At 72.5% G+C, this 21,267-nt stretch carries 20 protein-coding genes and 1 pseudogene; 11 read left to right on the forward strand and 10 right to left on the reverse strand.

All coding sequences use genetic code 11. The features are described from left to right. Positions 1 to 120 precede the first annotated feature (120 nt). A complete protein-coding gene (locus DEJ50_RS07780; RefSeq protein WP_223837662.1) occupies positions 121 to 1,332 on the forward strand; it encodes an acyl-CoA dehydrogenase family protein in 1,212 nt (403 codons plus the stop codon). On the opposite strand, the gene DEJ50_RS07785 is transcribed toward DEJ50_RS07780, so the two are convergent. Both DEJ50_RS07785 and DEJ50_RS07790 read right to left on the reverse strand, forming a co-directional pair. After that, complete coding sequence (locus tag DEJ50_RS07785; protein ID WP_150206848.1) at positions 1,319 to 2,392, reverse strand: sugar ABC transporter permease; 1,074 nt, start codon at positions 2,390 to 2,392, stop codon at positions 1,319 to 1,321. The two genes, DEJ50_RS07780 and DEJ50_RS07785, sit on opposite strands and share 14 nt — an antisense overlap. Next, complete coding sequence (locus DEJ50_RS07790; RefSeq protein ID WP_150211988.1) at positions 2,389 to 3,507, reverse strand: MFS transporter; 1,119 nt, start codon at positions 3,505 to 3,507, stop codon at positions 2,389 to 2,391. Before DEJ50_RS07790 ends, DEJ50_RS07785 begins: the two co-directional genes overlap by 4 nt. Before the next feature lie 310 nt (positions 3,508 to 3,817). Between DEJ50_RS07790 and DEJ50_RS07795 the strand changes: the two genes are divergently transcribed. The 3 genes from DEJ50_RS07795 (at position 3,818) to DEJ50_RS07805 (ending at position 6,348) form a co-directional block, all read left to right on the forward strand. Further along, positions 3,818 to 4,612, forward strand: coding sequence for a hypothetical protein (locus DEJ50_RS07795; protein WP_190344346.1), 795 nt, complete (start codon positions 3,818 to 3,820; stop codon positions 4,610 to 4,612). A gap of 146 nt (positions 4,613 to 4,758) precedes the next feature. Then, the gene (locus DEJ50_RS07800; protein WP_150206849.1) at positions 4,759 to 5,460 is read left to right on the forward strand and encodes a sigma-70 family RNA polymerase sigma factor; all 702 of its coding nucleotides are present in this window, start codon (positions 4,759 to 4,761) and stop codon (positions 5,458 to 5,460) included. Between the two features lie 258 nt (positions 5,461 to 5,718). Beyond that, positions 5,719 to 6,348 carry a DJ-1/PfpI family protein gene (locus DEJ50_RS07805; RefSeq protein WP_150206850.1) on the forward strand — a complete coding sequence of 210 codons (630 nt, stop codon included), beginning with the start codon at positions 5,719 to 5,721 and terminating at the stop codon, positions 6,346 to 6,348. Positions 6,349 to 6,415: 67 nt separating this feature from the next. Here the strand turns inward: DEJ50_RS07805 and alaS are convergent, their stop codons facing one another. Further along, a complete protein-coding gene (alaS, locus tag DEJ50_RS07810) occupies positions 6,416 to 9,667 on the reverse strand; it encodes an alanine--tRNA ligase (RefSeq protein WP_150206851.1) in 3,252 nt (1,083 codons plus the stop codon). Further along, on the reverse strand, positions 9,664 to 10,722 hold the full coding sequence (gene tsaD / locus DEJ50_RS07815; RefSeq protein WP_150211990.1) for a tRNA (adenosine(37)-N6)-threonylcarbamoyltransferase complex transferase subunit TsaD: 1,059 nt from the start codon (positions 10,720 to 10,722) through the stop codon (positions 9,664 to 9,666). The genes alaS and tsaD overlap by 4 nt, the downstream gene beginning before the upstream one ends. A gap of 737 nt (positions 10,723 to 11,459) precedes the next feature. Between tsaD and DEJ50_RS07820 the strand changes: the two genes are divergently transcribed. Together DEJ50_RS07820 and DEJ50_RS35570 are read left to right on the forward strand one after the other, a co-directional pair. Continuing rightward, the gene (locus DEJ50_RS07820; RefSeq protein WP_150206852.1) at positions 11,460 to 11,852 is read left to right on the forward strand and encodes an STAS domain-containing protein; all 393 of its coding nucleotides are present in this window, start codon (positions 11,460 to 11,462) and stop codon (positions 11,850 to 11,852) included. A gap of 338 nt (positions 11,853 to 12,190) precedes the next feature. Beyond that, a complete protein-coding gene (locus DEJ50_RS35570; protein ID WP_150206853.1) occupies positions 12,191 to 12,727 on the forward strand; it encodes a helix-turn-helix domain-containing protein in 537 nt (178 codons plus the stop codon). Positions 12,728 to 12,753: 26 nt separating this feature from the next. On the opposite strand, the gene DEJ50_RS07830 is transcribed toward DEJ50_RS35570, so the two are convergent. The 3 genes from DEJ50_RS07830 to DEJ50_RS07840 are packed head-to-tail and all read right to left on the reverse strand — an operon-like array spanning position 12,754 to position 14,269. Continuing rightward, positions 12,754 to 13,083, reverse strand: coding sequence for a hypothetical protein (locus tag DEJ50_RS07830; RefSeq protein ID WP_150206854.1), 330 nt, complete (start codon positions 13,081 to 13,083; stop codon positions 12,754 to 12,756). After that, positions 13,080 to 13,697, reverse strand: a complete 618-nt coding sequence (locus tag DEJ50_RS07835) for an Asp23/Gls24 family envelope stress response protein (protein ID WP_150206855.1) — start codon at positions 13,695 to 13,697, stop codon at positions 13,080 to 13,082. The genes DEJ50_RS07830 and DEJ50_RS07835 overlap by 4 nt, the downstream gene beginning before the upstream one ends. Then, entirely contained in the window at positions 13,688 to 14,269 is a 582-nt protein-coding gene (locus DEJ50_RS07840) for an RNA polymerase sigma factor (RefSeq protein ID WP_223837663.1), read from the reverse strand. The genes DEJ50_RS07835 and DEJ50_RS07840 overlap by 10 nt, the downstream gene beginning before the upstream one ends. 169 nt (positions 14,270 to 14,438) lie before the next feature. Here DEJ50_RS07840 and DEJ50_RS07845 point away from each other — a divergent pair, with 169 nt between their 5' ends. The 4 genes and pseudogenes from DEJ50_RS07845 to DEJ50_RS34555 all read left to right on the forward strand — a co-directional run. Continuing rightward, complete coding sequence (locus tag DEJ50_RS07845) at positions 14,439 to 14,918, forward strand: Asp23/Gls24 family envelope stress response protein (RefSeq protein ID WP_150206856.1); 480 nt, start codon at positions 14,439 to 14,441, stop codon at positions 14,916 to 14,918. 58 nt (positions 14,919 to 14,976) lie between these two features. Beyond that, the gene (locus tag DEJ50_RS07850) at positions 14,977 to 15,159 is read left to right on the forward strand and encodes a hypothetical protein (protein WP_150206857.1); all 183 of its coding nucleotides are present in this window, start codon (positions 14,977 to 14,979) and stop codon (positions 15,157 to 15,159) included. After that, a complete protein-coding gene (locus DEJ50_RS07855) occupies positions 15,153 to 16,070 on the forward strand; it encodes a DUF6286 domain-containing Asp23/Gls24 family envelope stress response protein (protein ID WP_150206858.1) in 918 nt (305 codons plus the stop codon). The genes DEJ50_RS07850 and DEJ50_RS07855 overlap by 7 nt, the downstream gene beginning before the upstream one ends. A gap of 758 nt (positions 16,071 to 16,828) precedes the next feature. Next, positions 16,829 to 17,241, forward strand: a pseudogene (locus DEJ50_RS34555) (PP2C family protein-serine/threonine phosphatase); the annotation flags it as partial. Between the two features lie 226 nt (positions 17,242 to 17,467). Here the strand turns inward: DEJ50_RS34555 and DEJ50_RS33835 are convergent. After that, positions 17,468 to 17,641, reverse strand: a complete 174-nt coding sequence (locus DEJ50_RS33835; RefSeq protein ID WP_190344348.1) for a hypothetical protein — start codon at positions 17,639 to 17,641, stop codon at positions 17,468 to 17,470. 207 nt (positions 17,642 to 17,848) lie between these two features. Here DEJ50_RS33835 and DEJ50_RS07865 point away from each other — a divergent pair, with 207 nt between their 5' ends. Then, positions 17,849 to 18,718 (forward strand): DUF4394 domain-containing protein, encoded by an 870-nt coding sequence (locus tag DEJ50_RS07865; RefSeq protein WP_150206859.1) that lies wholly within the window; start codon positions 17,849 to 17,851, stop codon positions 18,716 to 18,718. Positions 18,719 to 18,886: 168 nt separating this feature from the next. On the opposite strand, the gene DEJ50_RS07870 is transcribed toward DEJ50_RS07865, so the two are convergent. After that, entirely contained in the window at positions 18,887 to 19,537 is a 651-nt protein-coding gene (locus DEJ50_RS07870; RefSeq protein ID WP_150206860.1) for a fasciclin domain-containing protein, read from the reverse strand. An 88-nt stretch (positions 19,538 to 19,625) separates the two neighbouring features. Further along, positions 19,626 to 21,218: a molybdopterin-dependent oxidoreductase gene (locus tag DEJ50_RS07875; protein ID WP_150206861.1), complete on the reverse strand. Its 1,593-nt coding sequence runs from the start codon at positions 21,216 to 21,218 to the stop codon at positions 19,626 to 19,628. Positions 21,219 to 21,267: the final 49 nt, after the last annotated feature.

The following is a 21,267-nucleotide window of genomic DNA, read 5'->3' on the forward strand; positions in this document are numbered from 1 at the left end:
GTGGCCTCTGCCGGAGTTCGTACGGGGTCGGGAACCATGGCGCTTTCGCCCCCGACCAGTTGGCCAAGAAGCAGTCGTACGTGCGTTCCCGGGAGTTCCCGGGAACGGAGAGGAGAAGCCGTGCCGGATCCCGAGGCGGCCCGTGGCCCGTCACCACAGCAACACCCGCCGCTGCCGGAACTGAGCGAGCGGATCGCCCGGTTCGTCCGCACCGGCGTGATGCCGTGCGAGCCCGTCCTCGACGCCGGCGGGCCGGAGGCCACAGCAGTCCTGAGCGACCTTCGGCTCAGGGCCCGGGCGGAAGGTCTGTGGGCGCTGCCGCTCCCCGCGGAACTCGGCGGTGGCGGGCTGCCGTTCTCCGCCTACGCGGAGCTGGCCGAGGCCGAGGGAGCCAGCGACCACGGTCCCGCCGCGCTGGGCTCCGCACCGTTGCTGGACGTCACGATGCTCGCCCGGCACGGCAGCGGATCCGTCCGGGAGGCCTACCTGAAGCAGCTGGTCGCCGGTGAACTGCGCGCCTGCTACGCGATGACGGAGCGGGACGTTCCGGGCACGGATCCCTTCCTCACGCGGACGCGGGCCGAACGTCGGACGGAGGGGGGCTGGCTGCTGACCGGTGCCAAGTGGTTCACCTCCGGAGCCGCGGGCGCCGACCTGGTGACGGTGCTCGCCCGCACGGGCGGTGCGCCGGGTGACCGCGGCGGGCTCTCGCTGTTCCTGGTGCCCACCACCGCCCCCGGATACCGGGTCGTCCGCGAACTACCGGTGTTCGGCGCGTCCGGACAGTTCGAGATCGCACTCGACCAGGTCGCGATCCCTGAGGACCACCTGGTGGGCGAGGAAGGCGAAGCCCTGGCCGTCGCCGGGGAGCGGCTGGCGCTCGGGCGGACCCTGCGCTGCCTGCGCTGGCTCGGCCAGGCCCAGCGGGCCTTCGACCTCATGTGTGAACGCGCGGCCCGCCGCACCACCTCGCGAGGACCCCTGGCCGATCACCAGCTCGTCCAGCAGCACGTCTTCGACGCCCTCCTCGCCCTGCGGACCACCCGGCCCCTGGTTCACGAGGCGGTCGCACTGGTCGCCGCAGGCCGCGAGGCGCGGACCGAAGTGGGACTGGCCAAGGTGGCCGCCGCCCGGATGCTCCAGCAGGTCACGGACTCGGCCATACAGATCCACGGCGCGGCCGGCCTCGGCCCGGACACCGCACTGCCCGCGCTGTTCCGCAGCGGCCGGGCCGCCCGCATCCTCGACGGACCCGACGAACTGCACATCACCTCCGTGGCCCGGCGGATCCTGCGCGGGTACGGAGAAGAGGCGTCCGCTACACCTTCCTGAGGTCGACCAGCCCGTCCAGGGAGGCCAAGCCGAGGGCCAGGAAGAAGTCGCCCCAGATCAGCTCGTGCCGAACGGCCAGTCCCCGGGCCGCGTCGTAACAGCCGTCCAACAGCATGCCCGCCGGACGGCCGCCGCCCTCCCCGTAGGTGAGGTGCCGTTCGGCAAGGCGGATCAGCAGGGCGACACCGCGGTAGGAGCACGCGAACGACCAGTCCGCGGGAACCCGGGCGAGCTTGAGCAGGGCGACCGCCGTGATGGCGGCGGCCGACGTGTCCAGCGGGCCCGTGGGATCAACGGCGTCCGCGGGCAGGACGAACCGTCCCCTGAGGACATCGCTCCCGGCCAGCAACCGGCGCGCCGCCGCCTCCAGTCGGGGCCTGTCCTGCGCGGCGACCTCCGGGCTGAGCAACGCGTCGGCGACGGCGAGCAGCAGCCACGCCCGCCCCCGGGCCCATCCCGGGCGCGGTTCCTCACACGGCAGCCACCCGGACCCGTCGAACTTCCAGGCGGGCGGCTGCCGCTCCCCGGCAGGACCGACGCAGAGGTCGAGATGACGGTGGAGATGAGCCGCCGCCGCACCCGGTGCAATGCCCGCGAGCAGAGGAACCGTCCCCGGTACACCGTCCGCCCGCGCGAGCAGCCGTGGCCCTCCGAAGGCGTCCCCCCAGGGCACGATCCCCAGCCCGGGTTCGAAGGAGGCCAGCGTGGCGCTCGCCGCCCGCTCCCGCAGCTGCTCCGCCGCACCGTCCCCGACGGCCGGCGCTGTGCCGTACCAGAAGATCAGGCCCCTGGTCGCGGTGTCAGCGTCCGCCCACGGCGCCAGCCGGGCCGTGCAGGCGGCAGCCGCGCGCCGGTCGGCGGGATCTCCGGTGTACCGGGCCCGCAGCCACAGCAGCCCCGCCCAGAAACCCCCGGCCCAGCTGCCGCGCCCCGTCGTCTTCCACCGGCCGTCAGCCGGGTCCGCGTACAGCGGGAACCGCTCCCCCACCTGCGCGGCGGTCCCCGCGACCCGCTCCATCACCGCGGACAGCGCGCGGTCGGCCCAGTCACCCGTCCTCATCGGCCCCGCTCCCGGCGGTCCCGGACGGCCCACGCCCACGCGACGGCACCCGCGAGCGCGAACTCCACCGCCACCAGGGTCCAGCCGACGCCGTACCGGCCGCTCTGCGCGAACGGAGCGAACAGGGACGGGCCCACGGCGAACCCGGCGAAGAACCCCGCCGCGACCAGCGCCGAATCCTGACCGGCCCGGCCGGGAGCCGCACGCTGCACGACCAGCACCATCGACACCGCGTTCCCGGACACCGCGAACACCCCGATCGCGAGCACTCCGGCCCACACCAGCACGGGCGCCGATGCCGCCGCCCCCAACAACACGGCCGCGCCCAGCGCACCGAACGCGAGCCAGGCCGGCAGCCGCTCGGCGAGGCCGGGCACGGCCGCCCGCGACCAGCCCACCCGGCCCCCGATCCCCGCCAGCCCCAGGACCGCGACCAGGCCGGCCGCCGCCGCCGGCCCCATCCCCAGCCGCTGAGTGCCGTACAGCGCCACGTAGGTGTTGACCGAGGCGATCCCCGCACCCAGGAACAGGGAGAACACCGCCAGCCAGGCCACCATGCCACGCAAAACGAAGCTCGCCCTCGCGGCCGCCGGGGCCGGTGCCGGGTCGGCCGGCAGTGCGCGAGCCGCCCATACGGCGGCCAGCAGTGCGGCACCCGCGGCCGTCCAGACCGCCGCGCGCCAGCCGAGCCCGCCCGCGAGTGCGGCCAGCGGCAGCCCCGCGGCGAAGGCACCGAGCTGGACCCCGGACTGCTTCATCCCGGTCACCGCGCCCCGGCGTTCGGGTGGAACAGTCGCGAGAACGGCCTTGTTCGTCGCCGGGTTCGCCAGCGCCTGGGGTACGCCGCCCAGTGCGACGGCACCGAGCAGCAGCCCCGTCCCCGGAGCGGAGCCTATGAGGGTGAGGGCCATGGCCGAGACCGACAGCAGCAGGACCAGCGACCGCCGCGGCCCCATCCGGTCCACGATCCGGCCACCGGCCGGGGACAGCACGGCCGCCACACCGAATCCCATGGTCGTCGTCAGCCCCAGCACGGTCGCGGAGAGGCCCAGTTCCTCCACCAGTCTCGGCCCCAGCGCCCCCAGCAGGAACAGCTGGAGCATCGAGAAGCCCATGGCGCAGGTCAGCAACGCGGTGGTGAGCCGGGACGCACCGGTGCCCGTGGGTGAGGGTATTGCCGTGCGCCGGACCGCCACGGGTGTCTCCGATCTCCAGGAATCAGGTCAGCTCCCGCCCTCGGATGCCTTCCCCTCGGCGGACCGTTTGAGCAGTCGTACGAGGCGGTGCTCCGGTTCCCGGCCACCCTGGTACGCCGGAGCCCGGTCGGGCCGGACAGCCCGGCACCGGTTCCGACCGGCCGTCCTGCACCACGCAACGCGCACCCCCCTGCCGGGCCCGGAGAGCGGGTGCGAAGATGAACCCGCCATGAGGCCAGGCCACTGTTCCCGATTCGTACGGGCCGCGATGTTCGCGGCCGTCTGCGTGCTGCTCGCGGCCGTCGGCCACGTCCTCATGTCCGGCACCGAACTGCCCTGGTGGGCGCTGCTGCCCGCGCTCGCAGGGACCGCAGGGGCCGCCTGGGCCCTGGCCGGCGGGGAACGCGGACTGGCCACGGTGACGGCGGCCACGGTGGTGGTACAGGCCGTGCTCCACTCCCTGTTCTCACTGGCCCAGTCCCTCGTGCAGCCCTCCCTGCCGACCGGAACCTCCTTCGCCCGGCAGTGGGCCGCCTACCTGACCTGCGGACCGGGCGATCAGAGCGACCTGTCGGCCGAAGAAGCGCTGCGAATCGTCGACGCCGCCGGACTCGGCGGGCTCGTCTCGCAGCCGCCGCCCGGCACGACGGGGCAAGCCCTCGGCGGCCACGCCATGCACCACATGGGCGCCTCCCCGAGCGGTCTCATGCCACCGGGCACGGGCCACGACATGGCGTCCATGGCCTCGATGTCCGCCACGGGCATGCTGGCCGCCCACCTGCTCGCCGCCGTGCTCTGCGGCCTCTGGCTCGCCTACGCCGAACAGGCGTTCTTCCGCTTCACCCGTGTCCTCGCGGGCTGGCTCACCGCGCCCCTCCGGGTGCTCTTCGCCGTCCTCGTCCCCGTCGCGAACCACCAGGCTCCCCGGCCGGTGCGGGACTTCGGCGTCCGGCGGCCACGACGGCTGCTCCTCGTCCACGCCATCACCTCACGGGGTCCGCCGACGGGAACCGCTGTCCTGTGACAGCAGGTTCCCCGAGGACGCGCCGACGGCACCAGGCCGTCGCCCCTCGGGCATCGGCCCTGCCCTCCGGCAGGCCGTACTCCCCTCACCGGCCGGACCCCCCGCGCGGTCCGCCGGAAAACCCTTGCCCCTAAGGACCTGTGGCGATGACTCCTGCCCTGCCCGCCCCCCGCCGCCCGGAGGCCCGGAAGCCCTCCCGGCACACCCCGGAATCCGACGCCGAAGCAACCCGACTGGCTCTTGAGGCACGCGACGGGAACCCGGCCAAGGCCGACCTCTTCATCCGCGCGCTCCAGTACGACGTCTGGCGCTACGTCGCCTACCTCAGCGCCGACCCCCAGGCCGCCGACGACCTCACCCAGGAGGTCTTCCTGCGCGCCCTCGCCTCACTCCACCGCTTCGAAGGCCGCTCCTCCGCCCGGACCTGGCTCCTGACGATCGCCCGCCGGACCGTCGTCGACAGCCTGCGCCGCGCCGCCGCCCGCCCACGCCTGGCGGACCGGGACGACTGGCAGACGGCCGCGGAACGGACCCAGCCCCTCACCCTGCCCGGCTTCGAGGAAGGAATCGCCCTCGCCGAACTCCTCTCCCTGATCCCCGCCGAGCGCCGCGACGCGTTCGTACTCACCCAACTCCTCGGGCTGGGATACGCCGAGGCCGCGGCCGCCGTGAACTGCCCCATCGGAACCGTCCGCTCGCGCGTGGCCCGCGCCCGCCGCGACCTCACCGCTTTGCTGACGGACGATGACCCGTCTTCCCCCGCACCCGGCCGGACGCCTGCCCCGACCGTCCCGGGCAACCGCCACCGCACACAGCGGCATCGCGTCCTCGTGCCCGCCGCGGCCTGACCGAAAGGGTGGACCCGTACCCGTTCCGCGAACGGATACGGGCCCACAACGCAGCGACAGCCCGCTGGGCGACCGTGGCCACGACCACGGAACATGCCGCTGCCCGTCCAGCATGGAGCGTCAAACCCGCCTCTCTGTCCGGGAACCGGATGTCTCGGCTCGACGACTCCCTCCACGACCGAACAGCCGACCCGGACCGGTGCCTCCGGTCCGGCTGTTCGTGCCTCGCCCGGTCCGGAACCGACGAAGGAGCCCTCCATGCAGGTCGCGATCGTGCTCTACCCGGGATTCACGGCCATCGATGTCATCGGCCCCTACGACGTCCTGGGACGACTGCCCGGCACCGAGGTCGTGTTCGTCGCCGAAGCACCAGGCCTGGTCCGAAACGACCTGCACAGCCTGTCCATCGACGTCGTGGCCGCATTGGACGACGTCCCCCACCCCGAGGTCGTGCTCGTCGGCGGCGGCCCGGGGCAGGCGGACCAGATGGCCGACGGTCCCCTGCACACCTGGCTGAGGCGCGCCGACGAGACCGCCGACTGGATGACCTCCGTATGCACCGGCTCCCTGATCCTCGCTGCCGCCGGCCTTCTCACCGGCCGCCGGGCGACGACCCACTGGGGCGCCCTCGACCAACTCACCGGGCTCGGCGCGACGCCGGTCCAGGAACGCGTCGTCATCGACGGCCACTACGCCACCGGGGCAGGCGCCTCAGCAGGCATCGACATGGCCCTGACCCTGGCCGGACTGATCGCCGGTGACGACACCGCCCAGGCTGTCCAGCTCCTCCTGGAGTACGCGCCACAGCCGCCGTACAACGCGGGGACCCGCGAATCCGCGGGCCCCGACGTCGTGGCGAAGCTGTTCGCGATGTTCCCTCACGAGTGACCCACCCGGCCGTCAGCCGGCTCGGGAAGGCTGGCGCAGCGACCACCTCCTGCCCGGCCCCCGGGTGTCAGCGCGAGGCGATCAACGCGGGCAGTGCGGCAAGCGCGCCGGTGATGGCATCCGCAGTCAGCCCGCCGCCTTGGGCGAGCTCGGCGGAGCCGCCACCGCGACCGCCAAGGAGTTGCTTGACCAGCGCCGAGGCGTTCAGGCCCGCGTCCCGGGCCGCAGGGTTGAGCGCGATGACCAGACCCGTGCTGGTGCCGACCGCGACCGCGCCGGGCAGTCGGCCGGGCAGGCGGTCACGGACGGCCATGGCGAGCGCGCGGGCGTCCTCGGCCGCGCCCTCGGTGGTGACCGTCACGGTCTGCACACCGGCGGCATCGGTTGCCGTGTCGGCCAGCTCACCGGCGCGGGCAACGGTGGCCTGCTGCTTGAGATGGGCGTTCTCCCGGTCCGCTGTCTTGAGGCGGTCCAGAAGCCCGGCGATCCGGTCCTGGAGCTCGGTGCGCGGGGCGCCGAGCTGTTCGGCGATGCGGGCGACGAGGTCGCGTTCACGGGCGAGGTAGGCGAAGCCCTCGACGCCGACCGCCGCCTCCAGGCGGCGCATGCCGGCGCCGACCGAGCCCTCCGAGGTCAGCGCGACGGTGCCGATCTGGGAGGCGTGCTCGACGTGGGTGCCGCCGCACAGCTCGCGCGACCAGGCCCCGCCGATCTCGACGACGCGTACCTTCTCCCCGTACGTCTCGTCGAAGAGGGCGAGCGCGCCGATCTCCTTGGCCTCGGGCAGGGTCATCCACTGCACGCCGACGGGCAGGTCGCGGCGCAGGGCGCGGTTGGCGGCCTCCTCGACTTCGCTGCGGACGGCCGGGGAGAGGGCGCCGCGCCAGGGGAAGTCCAGGCGGAGGTAGCCGGGCCGGTTGTACGAGCCGGACTGCAGGGCGGTGGGGCCGAGCACCTCGCGCAGGGCCGCGTGCAGGACGTGGGTGCCGGAGTGGGCCTGGCGGGCGCCGAGTCGCCACTCGGCGTCGACGGCTGCGTGCACGGCGTCGCCGGGGGCCAGCTCGCCTGCGGTGATCCGGACCTGGTGGACGACCAGGCCCGGCAGGGGCCGCTGGACGTCGAGGACCTCGGCCTCGACGGAGGCGCCCGACAGGCGTCCCGCGTCGCTGTCCTGGCCTCCTGACTCGGCGTAGAACGGCGTCCGGTCCAGGACGACGGTGACGATCTCGCCGGTGGCCGCCACCGGGACCGGGCCGGCGGTGCCGAGGACGGCCAGTACGCGGGACTCGGTGGTCAGGGCCTCCCAGGCCCGCCAGTCGGTCGGGCCGTGCTGGTCGAGTACGGGGCGGAGGGCGGAGGTGTCCAGGGCGCCGCCGGACTTGCGGGCGCGGGCGTCGGCCCGGGCGCGTTCGCGCTGGGCGTTCATCAGCGCGGTGAAGCCCTCGCGGTCGACCTCCACGCCCTGCTCGGCGGCCATCTCCAAGGTCAGGTCGATCGGGAAGCCGTACGTGTCGTGCAGCAGGAAGGCCTGGGCGCCGGGCAGCGAACGGCCGCCGTCGGCCTTCACCTGGGCGACGGCGGTGTCCAGGACGGTGGTGCCCTGCTTGAGGGTGGCGCGGAAGGCGTCCTCCTCGCCGTACGCCTGGTCGGCGATGCGGGCGAAGGAGTCGGCGAGCTCGGGGTAGCTGGGGGCCATGCAGTCGCGGGCGACCGGCAGCAGCTCGGGCAGGACCGGGTCGTGGAAGCCGAGCTGGCGCATGGAGCGGACCGCGCGGCGCAGGATGCGGCGCAGGACGTAGCCGCGGCCTTCGTTGCCAGGGGCCGTTCCGTCGCCGAGCAGCATCAGGGCGGTGCGGACGTGGTCGGCGACCACGCGGAGGCGGACGTCCGCCTGCGGGTCGGTGCCGTAGCGGGCGCCGGAGAGCTGGGCGGCGCAGTCCAGGACGGGGCGGGTCTCGTCGATCTCGTAGAGGTTGTCGACGCCCTGGAGGAGGGTGGCCATGCGTTCCAGGCCCATGCCGGTGTCGATGTTGCGGCGGGGCAGCTCGCCGAGGATCGGGTAGCCGGACTTGCCGGCCCCTTCGCCGCGCTCGTACTGCATGAAGACGAGGTTCCAGAACTCCATGTACCGGTCCTCGTCGACCGCCGGGCCGCCCTCGCGGCCGAGCGCCGGGCCGCGGTCGTAGTACAGCTCGGAGCAGGGGCCGCAGGGTCCGGGGACGCCCATGGACCAGAAGTTGTCCTCGTCGCCGCGAGCCACGATCCGCTCGTCGGGCAGGCCGGCCACCTTCCGCCAGATGCCGCGGGCGTCGGTGTCGGAGTGGTGGACGGTGACCCAGATCTTCTCCGGGTCCAGCCCGTAGCCGCCGTCCGCCTGGGCCTTGGTGGACAGGTCCCAGGCGTAGGCGATGGCCTCCTCCTTGAAGTAGTCGCCGAAGGAGAAGTTGCCGTTCATCTGGAAGAACGACCCGTGCCGGGTGGTCTTGCCGACCTCCTCGATGTCCAGGGTGCGGATGCACTTCTGCACGCTGGTCGCCCGCTCCCACGGTGGGGTGGCCTCGCCGGTGAAGTACGGCTTGAACGGCACCATCCCCGCGTTGACGAACAGCAGCGTCGGGTCCGGGGTGGGCAGCGGCGCGCTCGGGACGACCGTGTGGCCGCGGGCGGCGAAGTAGTCCAGGAAGCGCTGGCGGATGTCGGCGGTACGCATGGTGGGTGCTGCTCCGGGAGTGGGAGTGGGTGGTCGGATGCGGCGAGGGGCGGCTGTGCGGGCCGGGTGCAGGGGGCCGAGGAAGACCGCGTGTCCGGTTCCCTCGGGAGCGGGGTGGGTGGCCTGGGTCCAGCCGAGGCGCCGGTAGAAGGCCAGCGCGTCGCGGGCGCGGACCGAGGTCAGCAGCCAGCACCGGCCTTCCGGGGCGTCGGCGGTCACGGCGTCGAGCAGGGCGGCACCTACGCGCCGGCCGCGTGCCGCCTTGGCGACGGCGAGCTCGTCTACTTCACGGCCTCCGCACAGCCACGAGGCCGTGTGCTCGGGGCCCAGCGCAGCGGCCACCTGCGGGTAGCAGCCGCCGGACGGGAACGGTGCGGGCGTGGTCCATGCCGTCGCGAAGCCGGACACCCTCTCGCCGTCGAAAGCGAGCGCAGCCACGAAGCCGGGCCGGGGCGCACTCTCGGCCAGCCCTCCGAGGAACCGTTCCGCCACCTGCCGGGACGCATTCCACGGCGCCTCGGTAAAAGCCTCGGCGTAGACGTGAAGGATGTCGTCCTGCCGGGCGAGCAGTTCGGCGCCGGACACCCGGCGCACCGCCACGCCGCTCACGCCACTCTCGCCGCCGGCCGGGCGACGGGGTGCAGAGCCGCGTACTCCAGGGGCGCGGACGGGTCGATGGACATGTCGAGCTGGGCGGGGTCGGAGCCGGCCCGGACCAGCAGGTCGCCGACGGCTGCGATCATCGCGCCGTTGTCGGTGCACAGGGTCATGGGCGGCACCCGCAGCTCGACCCCCGCGGCCGCGCACCGCTCCTCGGCCAGGGCCCGCACCCGCGAGTTCGCGGCCACGCCGCCCACCACCACAAGGGTGCGCACGTCGTACTCCCGGCAGGCGGCGAGCGCTTTGCGGGTCAGGACGTCGGCGACGGCCTCCTGCAGCGAGGCGGCGCCGTCGGCCACGGGGAGTTCCGCTCCGCTCTGGCGGTGCTGCTCGGCCCAGCGGGCAGCGGCCGTCTTCAGCCCGGAGAAGGAGAAGCCGTAGGGGTGCTCCTTGGAACCCAGGAGCGGACGCGGGAAGGCGACGGAGCAGGGGTTGCCGCCGCGGGCTGCGCGGTCGATGGCCGGGCCGCCCGGGTAGGGCAGGCCGAAGACCCGGGCGACCTTGTCGAAGCACTCCCCGGCCGCGTCGTCGATGGTGTCGCCCAGGTGCAGGATCGGATCGCGGACCAGGTCCCGTACGAGCAGCAGCGAGGTGTGGCCGCCGGAGACGATGAGCACCATGCAGGGGTCGGGCAGCGGCCCGTGCTCCAGAGTGTCGGCGGCCACGTGCCCGGCGAGGTGGTGCACGCCGTACAGGGGCACGCCAGCCGCGTACGCGAGGGTCTTCGCCCCGGCCAGACCGACCTGGAGGGCACCGGAGAGGCCCGGGCCGGTGGTGACGGCGACCGCGTCGATGTCCCGCAGACGCAGCCCGGCCTGGTCGAGCGCCTCCTGGACGACCGGATTGAAGGCCTGCAGGTGCGCACGGGACGCGATCTCGGGCACCACGCCTCCGAAGCGCGCGTGCTCGTCCATGCTCGTCGCCACGACGTGGGCCAGCAGTCTCCCGCCGGAGACGATGCCCGCGCCCGTCTCGTCGCACGACGACTCGATACCGAGCACCACCGGAGCTGCCACGGCCACCTCTTTCGCATCAGGCACGCAATTGCAAGTGTTGTGCAATAAGGTACTCCGCCGATGGGCATCGACTGCGCCGGACATGGCGCGACCAGCCTTGGGGCGGCACCGAAGCAGCAGCACCGGCCGTTGGCGCCCCTGTCGCGGAGGGCCCGGAGCCGGGCGAGCGGGGCGAGCGGATCAGCCTGGTGTGCCTCGGCTCCCGTGTCGACGCCTACCGCCCGGAGGGCCTCGAGCGACAGAACCGGAGCTGGCACCCGCATCCGACAGGTTCCTCAGGAGCCGGTTGTGACCCCGGAACCTGGATCTGGAGGACCAGCAGGTGATTGCCTGCGCCACCAGTGCGTAAGCAACAAGAGCAACACGGGATGGGAACCGCCCTCGGCCTTCGTGCGCCGCAGCTGTCGCTGGCCAGGCCTCGCGCGGTGGCTACCTGAACCGCTTCGCGGCAGGTTGCGGTGACGGAGCTGGCGGCCGGAGGTTCCGCCCGGCGCCGTCCGGGATCCGGTCCATGGCGTTCCTCCCGCAAGTGCGCCCCGAGGCCCTTCGGCGGCGCTCACCCTCGCCCTGTCTTTCTGCACGTGTTGCGGGGGCGGACACCTGACAACGGGATGTGTGACGCAGTGGGGACGGAGATCCCTCTGGCGCGTATCCCCCGGTCATCGGCCGAGTGAAGCGCGTGGTGGCGCCGTTTCCCGACCCATGATCGGGGGTGTTGTCACTCCGTGAGCATCGTGATCAGTTCCCCGATAGTGGCCTCGCCGGTTGTCGCAGCGGACGTGGAGGACGCGGGCGCATCCGGCATGGACCTCAGCTGTACCTCCCACGGAGACGTCCTGAGGGTACGACTCGCAGGCGAGGTGGACCACTTCACCGCCGCACCCCTGAGGGTCGTGCTGGCTGCTGCGGCGGCCTACGGATACCGGCATCTGGATCTCGACACCCGAGCCGTCTCGTTCTGCGACTCCGGGTTGCTCGCTGCGGTCGCCGGTTGGTGCGGTAGAGGCCGCACCGTGTCCCATACGGCCACCTCAAGGGCAGTTGGCCGGCTCCTGGCGATGGAGTGCGACCTGGACCGCCGCAAGACACCGGGTGCCTGGAGGGCGACCGGCCGATGATCTTCAGTGTGATGACGGCCGCCCCGCTCCTCCTGGCGTTGTTCTTGGCATTGAGCCCGGCCAAGAAGCCGGTCCGCCGCCACCGTGCGTGCGGTAAGGCACGGTGACCCGTACCGGACCCGGTTGGCCCGCGCCCGCGTTGAGCGGGTACGGGCCAACCGGGGGTCCGTCGTCTCGCTGCCGCGCCCTCGAATCTTCCCCGTGCGCGACGCGGCTCATGGGGCGGCGCCCGCTCCTGCCGGCCCTGCACCGCCGACGTACGGGTGAACGTCCATAACTTCGCGTCACGGCCCGTGCGTAGGGATTGTCACACCGGTATGACAACAGCGCATCAGCAGATGATCCCACGTCAGGCCGACGCTTTCCCCTCAGCTCGGCGGTCGCGGAGCCGGCCCGGCGAGCTGCCCGAGCCGGATGAGCGGCGCCGGCTGCGAGAGCGGTGGGGCTTGTCGACCCGGCAGGTGGCGACGGCGTTCGGGGTGACACCCGCGACGGTGCGCTCCTGGGAGCACGGCCGTTCGGCACCCCGGGGCAGTCGCAAGGAGGCGTACCGGCGGTTCCTGGCGGGCCTTGCCTCCTACGCAGAGGTGGCCCGGTCGGGGGCCGCGGACCGTGACCGGCGTCGGACAGCGGACGTTCAGCGTCCGCTCTTTCGCCCGGCCGCGGCGGTGCCCGCTGTGCCGCAGGGCATCCCGCCCGGGCCATCGTGCCCGAACACGTCGTGGACGGGCAGGGCGGTGCGCGCCGCCGCGGGCAAGCCGGGTGCCGACCCCGTGTCACCGGAGCGCATCCGGCGCCTCCGGCGGCTGGGCGCCGCGGCCTGCGTGTGGTCGCTCGCCCTGTGGGTGATCATCACCTGTCCACCGCCGCTCTGACGGCGCCGGGCGGGTGGGGCGGGTGGTCACACGATGCCGGTGACCGTCACCCGCACTGCCCCGGGTGTCGTGGCCGCCGCCTCGACCGCCGCCGCCCGCACGGCGGCGGCGGTCGAGGCGGCCTGGTGCCGCGCACGGACAACGATCTCGATGCGCAGGGCGGCCACCCGGCCACGGGGTCCGTAGGTGATGCGCACCGCGCCGCCCGGGTCGGGCTGGTCGGCAGCGGCCTGCTGCCGTGAGCCGGTCGCCTGTAGCAGGGAGCGCAGGCCGGGGCGCAGGCACGCGACGCCCGGGACGGCAAGGACGGCGTAGGTCACCTGCTGGGTCAGGGCTTGGGAACGGTCGCTGTTCACGGCCTGGCCTCTCGCGGCTGGGTGGGTGGGTCGTGGAGGTCGGTGACGCTGACATCCACGTCGCCGAGCGTCAGGCCGAGGTGCTGCCGGGCTGCACGGATCAGGTTTTCACGCACCGCGCGAGTGGTGTCCGGGAGGTCGCGCCCGTAGGCGACGGTGATGCCGAGGTGGACGCTGGAGGGGCCGCGTTCAGGTTGGGTACGGCTACCGGGCGGGGTGATACGGCAGCTTCCGGCCAGTACGCCGGGCACCTCTTCAGCGGCGGTGCGCAGGACGCGGGCGGCAACGGACTCGTAGATCCAGCTGTCCTCGCCGACCTCACCGAGCGGCAGGTTGCGGCCCGGGCGCAGCTCCAGGCGGACCGCGTCCATGACGCGCCGCACCACTGCGGCGGTGTCGATGTCGGCGGGTGGCGTGGTCGGCGGGAGCACGGCGGTGCGCAGGTGTTCCAGGTCCGCGACAGCCTGCCGGCAATAGGTGCAGCCGGCGGTGTGCGGGTCGGTGCCCGGCCGGTCGGCGTCGTCCCAGACTCCGGCCAGATCCCTGCCGCAGGCGAGGATCCCGAAGTCTTCGTCGTCAGGGTTCTCGTGGGAGTGGGGGGTGTTCATCGCCATGCGGCCATCGCCTCCGTCAGCATGCGCCGGGCCCGGAACACGCGTGCGCGAACCGCTTCGGGCCGGATGCCCACCGCCTGGGCGATCGTCTCGTACGGCTGTCCTTCGACTTCCCGCAGGACCCAGCAGACCTTCTGCTCGGCGGACAAGCCGCCCATGGCCCGGGCGAGGTCGCGAACGGCGGCGTGGGACTCCGCGGCGCGGACGGGTGACGACTGGTGCTCGGGTGCGGGCGGTTCGGCGACCGCGTCCAGGTCGGCTGCGGGTCTGCGGGCCCTTAGCAGGTTCAGGCACCGGTTGGTGACGATGCGGTGGAGCCACGTGCCGAAACCGGCATCGCCGCGGTACTCGGGCAAGCTCCGCCACGCACTGACAAAGGCGTCCTGGACGGCGTCCTCGGCTTCGGCCCGGCTGCCCATCAGGCGTTCGGCGAGCTGCATCATGGCCGGCGAGTGTCGGTGGACCAGCACCTCGAACGCCTCCTCATCTCCTTCTGCGGCCCGCACGGCCAAGAGCCGGTCGCCGGCCTCGGCCGTTTCCTCATCTTCGTCCGGGCCCCACCGAGCGTTCAACGCGGGCTCCTTCCAGCCTCCACTGCTTTGACACCACCTGCCCGGCGTTCGTTACGCCACCCGGATCCGCACTTTTGTTCACCCGTTCACGGCAAGAGGTCCGTAACGGATGGCGCACTCGCGGTGTCAAAGCAGTGCAACCACACACCGACCCGTTGAGGGAGCAGTCATGACGGCAACGCAGGAGAAGACCCCGGTCCGCCAGCACCACGCAGACAGCTCGGTGCCCGGGGCCGGCCGCACGCAGGTCGACGAGCCCGGCGGAACGCGCGGCCGTACGTCGATCGCGGACACGGTCGTCGTCAAGATCGCGGGGCGGGCCGCGCGGGAGATCCCCGGCGTCCACGACATGGGCGGCGGTCTGTCCCGCACGCTCGGCGCGGTCCGCGACCGGGTGCCGGGCGGGCGCCCGAACGTCGGGCGCGGGGTGAAGGTCGAGGTGGGCGAGCGCCAGGCCGCCATCGACGTGGAACTGGTCGTGGAGTACGGCGTCCCGGTCCCTGACGTCGCCCGCGACGTCCGCGAGAACGTGATCGCCGCGGTGGAACGGATCACCGGCCTGGAGGTCGTCGAGGTCAACATCGCCGTCACCGACGTCCACCTGCCCGGTGACGACGAGGACGACGCGACCGAGACACGGGTGGCATGAGCCGCCCACACCGCGTGGGCTCCTGAGTACCGTCGATGAGGAAAGAAAGGCAACAGCCATGAGCAGGGATGTCCTGGGGCTGCTGGTGGGGATGGCGCTCGGGTTCGCCGGCTGGTTCGGAGGCTTCGGTGCCTTCCTCCTGGTCGCCGCCCTCGGTGGGCTGGGCTACGCGGCCGGCCGCTACACCGAGCGCGGCGGAGACCTGCGCGACCTGCTGCTCACCGAGCGCAGGCAGTGGTGAACCCAGCCGAGCGGGGCGTCACCACCGTCACGGACCGGGTGACGGCCAAGATCGCCCGGCAGGCGGCCTCCGAAGCGGTCCTCCCGGCCGGCGGGCACGTCCTGAGGTCTGCGGCCACGACGCGCGGAACCCGGGTCGAGGTGACCGTGGAGGTGGACCTGCCCGTATCAGCCCCGGCCGACACCGGCCGGATGGTCCAGCTCCACGACCACCTGACCAGCCGCACCCGTTGTCTGACCGGGCTGGCCCTCGGCCCCGCACACCTGCGGATCCGCAGACTCGGCCCGGTCACCCCGAGCTCCCGTCCGGAGATCACACGGCAGCCGACGGTCACGGCCCGCAGATCGTGGTCCTCACGGCGCACCGCCACCACAGGTGTGGCCATCGCCGTGGCCGTCCTGTCCGCGCTGGCACTGTGGACCGTCCTGCACCAGCACCTGCCCGGCACTGCCGCGCCGCCCTGGGAACGGGTACGCCGGTGGGTGACGGCGTCCGGAGGCCGTTCCCTGCTGCGCCCGGCTGCCTGGGCGGCCGCTGCTGCCGGGGCATGGCTGATCCTCCTGGCACTGGCGCCCGGTCACCGCCGTCTGATTCCCCTGAGCTGTCCTCAGGCGGTCCGGGCGGTCATCAGCCGCCGGCACGCCTCACGCCTGGTCCGGGCAGCCGTCACCGAGGTGCCCGGTCTGAGGGTCCGCGCGCTCCGCTTCACCCGCCGCACGGTCACCGTGCGCGCCGAAACGGCCTACGGCGCACCCCCCGACATCGGCCACACGACCACCGCCGCAATCGAGCGCACCCTCCAGAACATGGCACTCCACCGCACACCGAAAGTGCGGCTCGTCCTGCGCCCTGTGCGGGACCCGCACGCCTCCTCCGCCCGGCGAGCGACCCAGGAGGACGAGAATGCGTAGCCGCACCGTGCCCAACCGGACGGCCCTCGCTCTGACCGGGCTCGCCCTCATCGCCGCAGCCGCGTCCGTTACCCGGTGGGGCGAGGAGAACGTCCTCATGGCCGTCCTCCGGCACCTGCAGCAAGCGGATCATCGCCTGCTATCCGTGGCAGGCGCTGTCGGTTTCGCCGCGTCGCTGTTCCTGGTCACGGTGCAGATACCGCGCCCGGCCCCACGCCGCCTGGCCCTTCCCGCCCCCCACTGCGGGCTGGACAGCCGGGCCGTCCGCCACGCCGTCCAAGCCGGCTGCGCCGCCATACCGGGGGTCGTGCGCGTCCGCTGCCGCCTTACGGGCCGCCGGCACATGATGCGCCTGGGCATCACCCTCACCGTGAACGCAACAGCACACCCCGACGACGTCCTGACCACGGTGTCAGACACTGTCCTGACACAGATCGCCCCGCTTCTCGAGCCCCGCCGGCTCCGCACTCGGATCCGTCTTCAGGTACAACGACCCAGGCCGCATCGAGCCCGCTGACAAGAGCCCGGCGGGCCGGTCAACACCGGTCGCGGCACAGCCGTCCGCAGGAGCAGCCCCGCCGCCACGGACCGCCGCGGAGCAGCGGCGGGCCCGTCGCGCGGCTGCGGCCACTCGCTCTTCTCGTGGCCACATCCCTCAACCGCCCTGGCTGCGACGTGACACCGGAGACGTACGGCGTGGACGTGGTGTCGACCCGTGGGTCACCCGCCTGCCGCAGTTGCCGGGCACTGCCGGCACGCAGGCATTCGAAGTCCTCGGCCTGTACGCGCGCGCAGCAGGGGGAGCCTTGGCCGCGACCGCGGTGACCGCCCTGGTCGATCCCCGCTCCCACCTGATCGTCTACGCCAGCGCCGGCCATCCACCACCGGTCCTGCTCCGCCCCGACCGCACCGTCGAAACCCTCGACCAGGCCTCCGACCCGCCGCTGGGCGCACGGCCCGAGCACGTCCCCCGCCCTCAGGCCGGCATCCAGTACCGCCCGGGCGACACCCTCGTCTTGTGCACCGACGGCCTCATCGAGCGTCACGGCGAAGACATCGACGCCGGCCTGACACGGCTGACCGATGCCCTTGCCGATTCAGGCTCGGTGCTGAGCCCGCAGACGCGGACGCCCTGCTGGACGGGCTGGGGGTCAGCCACGGCGCCCGCTAAGACATCGCCCTCGTCGTCACGCGCCTCCGAGCGGGCCCGCAATCACAAGATGGCGGCCCGCAAGGTGAGTCCGAGCCCGACGAGAACGACCAGGACGGAGATGCCCAAGGGGCCCGGGCGCGGTGGTAGTGCCACAGGGCCTGGCGGGTGCCGAGGGCCAGGTCCTGATCGGCTGGATAAGGCCTGGCTCACCGATCGGCCGAGGTGCGTCACTACAGGCAGATTTCTACCCCGGGTCCGTGGCCTTGGGGCGGCTGGTCCCCGGGGCGAGGACGGCTGCAAGAGAGCGGGGCAGTACCTCTTGCCAGCCCAGCAGGCGCAGCCCCTGCACCGTCTCGCCCGCACGGCAGAGTTCGAGCCCGGCGCAGTCCGTCGATTGCCAGCCTGTAGACGATTCCATCTCCGCACCGTCCCCAGGCCCCCACCCGCCCCGCAGCACAACGGGTGACGACACGCCGACTGCCACCCGCCTGGAGCAGTGACGGGGTCGGTTCCTGGGCCGGGCGGGTGGCTTTCGCGCCGGAGCCCCGTCCGCCGCGGTGGCGGTGGCGAATCCCCCAAAAGCCGTCGGCCACTGTGGTCGAGGCATCGAATACCGGGAGAACTCATGCGAAACCGCACCATGACCGCTGTGTCCGCCGCCGTACTCGCCGCGCTGTGCGCTGCGCCTGCTCTGGCGGCGTCCGACACCCGGTCGCAGACCCTGCCCGCCCACGATCACAAGGCCTTGCACGCGATCGGACTCACCAGCGATCAGCGTCTGGTCGAGTTCGACGTGAACAAGCCGTCCAAGACCTGGTCGCTGGGGAAGGTCTCGGGCCTGTCCGGCGACAGCAAGCTGGTCGGCATCGACTTCCGCGTCCAGAACGAGAAGCTCTACGGCGTCGGCGACCAGGGCGGCATCTACACCCTGAACACCGCCAACGCCAAGGCGATGAAGGTGTCCCAGCTGACCGTCGCGCTGGCCGGGACCGCGTTCGGTGTGGACTTCAACCCCGCCGCCAACCGGCTCCGCGTCATCTCCAACACCGGCCAGAACCTGCGCCACAACATCGACGATGCGGCAGCGCCGCTGACGACCACCGTGGATGGCACCCTCACCAACCCCACCACCCCGCCGTCGACCGCGATGGGCGTCACGGGCGCCGCGTACACCAACAACGATCTGAACGCCGCGACCGCGACGACCCTGTTCGACCTGGACACGATGGCCGACCGGATCTCGCTGCAGTCCCCGGCCAACGCCGGCACCCTGGCCCCCACCGGCAACCTCGGTGTGGATGCCGCTCTCGATGCCGGCTTCGACATCTACTACAACGCGATGGCCGGCACGAACCACGGCTTCGCCGCCATCGGCACCGGCGGCTCCTACCGCCTCTACGCAGTCGACGTACTGACCGGGAAGGCCACGAGCAAGGGCGCCTTCCCGACGAAGTACCAGGTCACCGACCTGGCCCTGCCCATCAACCAGAAGTAGCACGCACCCTGACGCCCGGCCCCGCGCCACCGGTCCCGACGGGGGACCACGGCGCTGGGCGGGGCCCGCCGGCCATCCACGCACACGGGCCGGTACGTCGGTGGCCCCGCGTCCTTCGGGAAGGACGCGGGGCCACCGGCCGTTGCGGGACGACGTTCCTGGTGCGGGTTACTTGGGCATCAGGACGGTGTCGACGATGTAGACGTTGGCGTTGGCGGTCTTGACGTTGCCGCACACCACGTTGGACGTGTCGTTGACCTTGTACGCCTCGCCGGAGCCCTTCGTGGTGACCATGCCCTTCTCCAGGGTCTCGAAGGAGCCGTTCTCCAGCTGCTTGGGCGTGAGCTTCTGGCCCACGACGTGGTAGGTGAGGATCTTCGTCAGGGTGGCCTTGTCGGCGAGGACCTTGTCGAGGTCGGCCTTCGGGATCTTCGCGAAGGCGTCGTTGGTCGGGGCGAAGACGGTGATGTCCTTGGCGTTGTTCAGGGTGTCGACAAGGCCGGCCTGCTTGACGGCGGCGACCAGGGTGGACAGGGCCGGGTTGTTCGAGGCGGCGGTGGCGACCGGGTCCTTGGCCATGCCGTCGAACGAGCCCGCGCCCTCCTTCGGCACGCCGGCACAGGCCGCTCCGAACGGCTGGTCGCCGGTCATCGAGTCGCCCGTGGGGGTGCTCTCGCCGGTCTTGGCCTGGTCACCGGCGGCGGCGGTGGGTGCGGCCTTGGTGTCGCTGCCGGAGTCGGAGCAGGCGGCCAGGGAGAAGGGCAGCAGGGCGGCTGCGGCGACTGCGATCGCGGTACGGCGGATCTTCATGCTGTTCATGATCGATTGCTCCTCGGGGGCTTTTCTGTAAGGGATTGCAGGAAGTTGGTTGTGCGGCCGGAGTCGCCCTGGGGGCTCGTCCGGTGGTCTAGGGGACGGTGACGAAGACGCTGTGCCAGCCGCTCGCTCCGTCGGGGATGGTCCGGGCGCGCTGTTCGGTCTGTACCTGGCCAGTGCCGTCGGTGGCGCGGACGGTGATCGTGTGGCCGCCGGGGGCGGCTTTCCAGGGGTAGGACCACTGACGCCAGGTATCGATGCCTGCCTGCTGGGCGAGGTCGGCGTCCTGCCAGGGTCCGTCGTCGATGCGGACTTCGACGCGGGTGATGCCGCGGTGCTGGGCCCAGGCGACACCTGCGATGGTGACGGTGCCGGCGGCGGGGCGGGCAAACGGCTTGGGGGTGTCGATCCTGGCCTGGGTCTTGATCGGTGCCTTCCGCGCCCACTTGCGCTTGACCCAGTAGGGGTCGTAGGCGTCGAAGGTGGTGAGCTCGATGTCGGTGATCCATTTGCAGGCCGACACGTACCCGTACAGGCCGGGTACGAGCATGCGCACCGGGAAGCCGTGATCGAAGGGCAGGGGCTCGCTGTTCATGCCGACGGCGAGCATCGCGTCCCGGCCGTCCATCAGGTCCTCGACCGGCGATCCGAGCGTCATCCCATCCACCGAACGCGCCACCAGCTGATCGGCCTTGCCTCCCTGGGACGGTGGCCGCACCCCGGCCTCCTTCAGGAGGCCGGCCAGCGGCACGCCGAGCCAGCGGGCGGTTCCGATATAGGGGCCACCGACCTCGTTGGAGACACAGGTCAAGGTGATGTCGCGTTCGATCAGGGGGCGTGCCAGGAGCTGGTCGAGGGTGTAGGTGCGCGGCCTGCTCACCCCTTTGCCGTGGATGCGCAGCCGCCAGGTGCCCGCGTCGACCTTGGGGACGGTCAGGGCGGTGTCGACGCGGTAGAAGTCGGCGTTGGGGGTGGTGAAGGGGCTGATGTCGGCGACCTTGAGCTGGACACCGGCCGGGATCGCGGGTGCCGGAGAGGCAGGAGCGGGCAGGACCAGGCTGTTGCGGGAGGCGACTGCACCTTGGCCCTGGCGGCCGGTGAAGAACCGGCCCAGGGCCCCGGCAGATACCGCCGCCACCGCGGTCACGCCGGCCGCGGCGAGGAAACCGCGCCTGTTCCAGCCTTCAGTGGCTTCCTGTCCGTCCGCGAGGGCAGGGACCGTGGCGGGCACGGCTTTCGACGCAAGGACATAGAGGACGAGGGCCCCTGCAAGGGCTCCGGCGATCGAGGGCAGTACGTCGCCGATGCCGGTGGAGTCGGGGCGGCTGAGGGCCGCGGCTGAGCCGACGATTCCGAACAGCAGCACGCCGGTGGCGCCGACCCGCCGGTGGGACAGGGCGAGGATGCCGAGGCCGACGGCGATGAGGGCGAGGATGGCGAGGATTCCGAGCTGCAGGACGGTCTTGTCGTTCTCCCCGAAGGTGCGGATCGCGAAGTCCTTCACCGCGGCGGGTGTCCGGTCGATCACCGCACCACCCACAACCGTCACCGGGCCGGCCGCAGGCCGCACCAGGCCGGCGACCAGCTCGGCCACGGCCAGCGCCGTGAACGCCGCCAGAAGGCCGGCCAGTGCACCCCGTGCGGCGCGGGAGAGGATTGTTCGGAAGCTGCTCACAACCGGCATTCGGCAGCCCCCTACCGGAGGATTGGTCCGACCTCCGAAAGAGTGAACA

The organism is Streptomyces venezuelae (genome assembly GCF_008642295.1).
Taxonomy (GTDB): Bacteria; Actinomycetota; Actinomycetes; order Streptomycetales; family Streptomycetaceae; genus Streptomyces; species Streptomyces venezuelae_C.

Coding starts and splice junctions, on each gene's coding strand:
- DEJ50_RS07800 (WP_150206849.1), top strand. CDS start 4,759: ATGACTCCTGCCCTGCCCGCCCCCCGCCGCCCGGAGGCCCGGAAGCCC.
- DEJ50_RS07795 (WP_190344346.1), top strand. CDS start 3,818: ATGAGGCCAGGCCACTGTTCCCGATTCGTACGGGCCGCGATGTTCGCG.
- DEJ50_RS07845 (WP_150206856.1), top strand. CDS start 14,439: ATGACGGCAACGCAGGAGAAGACCCCGGTCCGCCAGCACCACGCAGAC.
- DEJ50_RS07870 (WP_150206860.1), bottom strand. CDS start 19,537: ATGAACAGCATGAAGATCCGCCGTACCGCGATCGCAGTCGCCGCAGCC.
- DEJ50_RS07785 (WP_150206848.1), bottom strand. CDS start 2,392: ATGAGGACGGGTGACTGGGCCGACCGCGCGCTGTCCGCGGTGATGGAG.
- DEJ50_RS35570 (WP_150206853.1), top strand. CDS start 12,191: ATGATCCCACGTCAGGCCGACGCTTTCCCCTCAGCTCGGCGGTCGCGG.
- DEJ50_RS07865 (WP_150206859.1), top strand. CDS start 17,849: ATGCGAAACCGCACCATGACCGCTGTGTCCGCCGCCGTACTCGCCGCG.
- DEJ50_RS07850 (WP_150206857.1), top strand. CDS start 14,977: ATGAGCAGGGATGTCCTGGGGCTGCTGGTGGGGATGGCGCTCGGGTTC.
- DEJ50_RS07790 (WP_150211988.1), bottom strand. CDS start 3,507: ATGGGCTTCTCGATGCTCCAGCTGTTCCTGCTGGGGGCGCTGGGGCCG.
- DEJ50_RS07875 (WP_150206861.1), bottom strand. CDS start 21,218: ATGCCGGTTGTGAGCAGCTTCCGAACAATCCTCTCCCGCGCCGCACGG.
- DEJ50_RS33835 (WP_190344348.1), bottom strand. CDS start 17,641: ATGGAATCGTCTACAGGCTGGCAATCGACGGACTGCGCCGGGCTCGAA.
- DEJ50_RS07835 (WP_150206855.1), bottom strand. CDS start 13,697: ATGGCGATGAACACCCCCCACTCCCACGAGAACCCTGACGACGAAGAC.
- DEJ50_RS07805 (WP_150206850.1), top strand. CDS start 5,719: ATGCAGGTCGCGATCGTGCTCTACCCGGGATTCACGGCCATCGATGTC.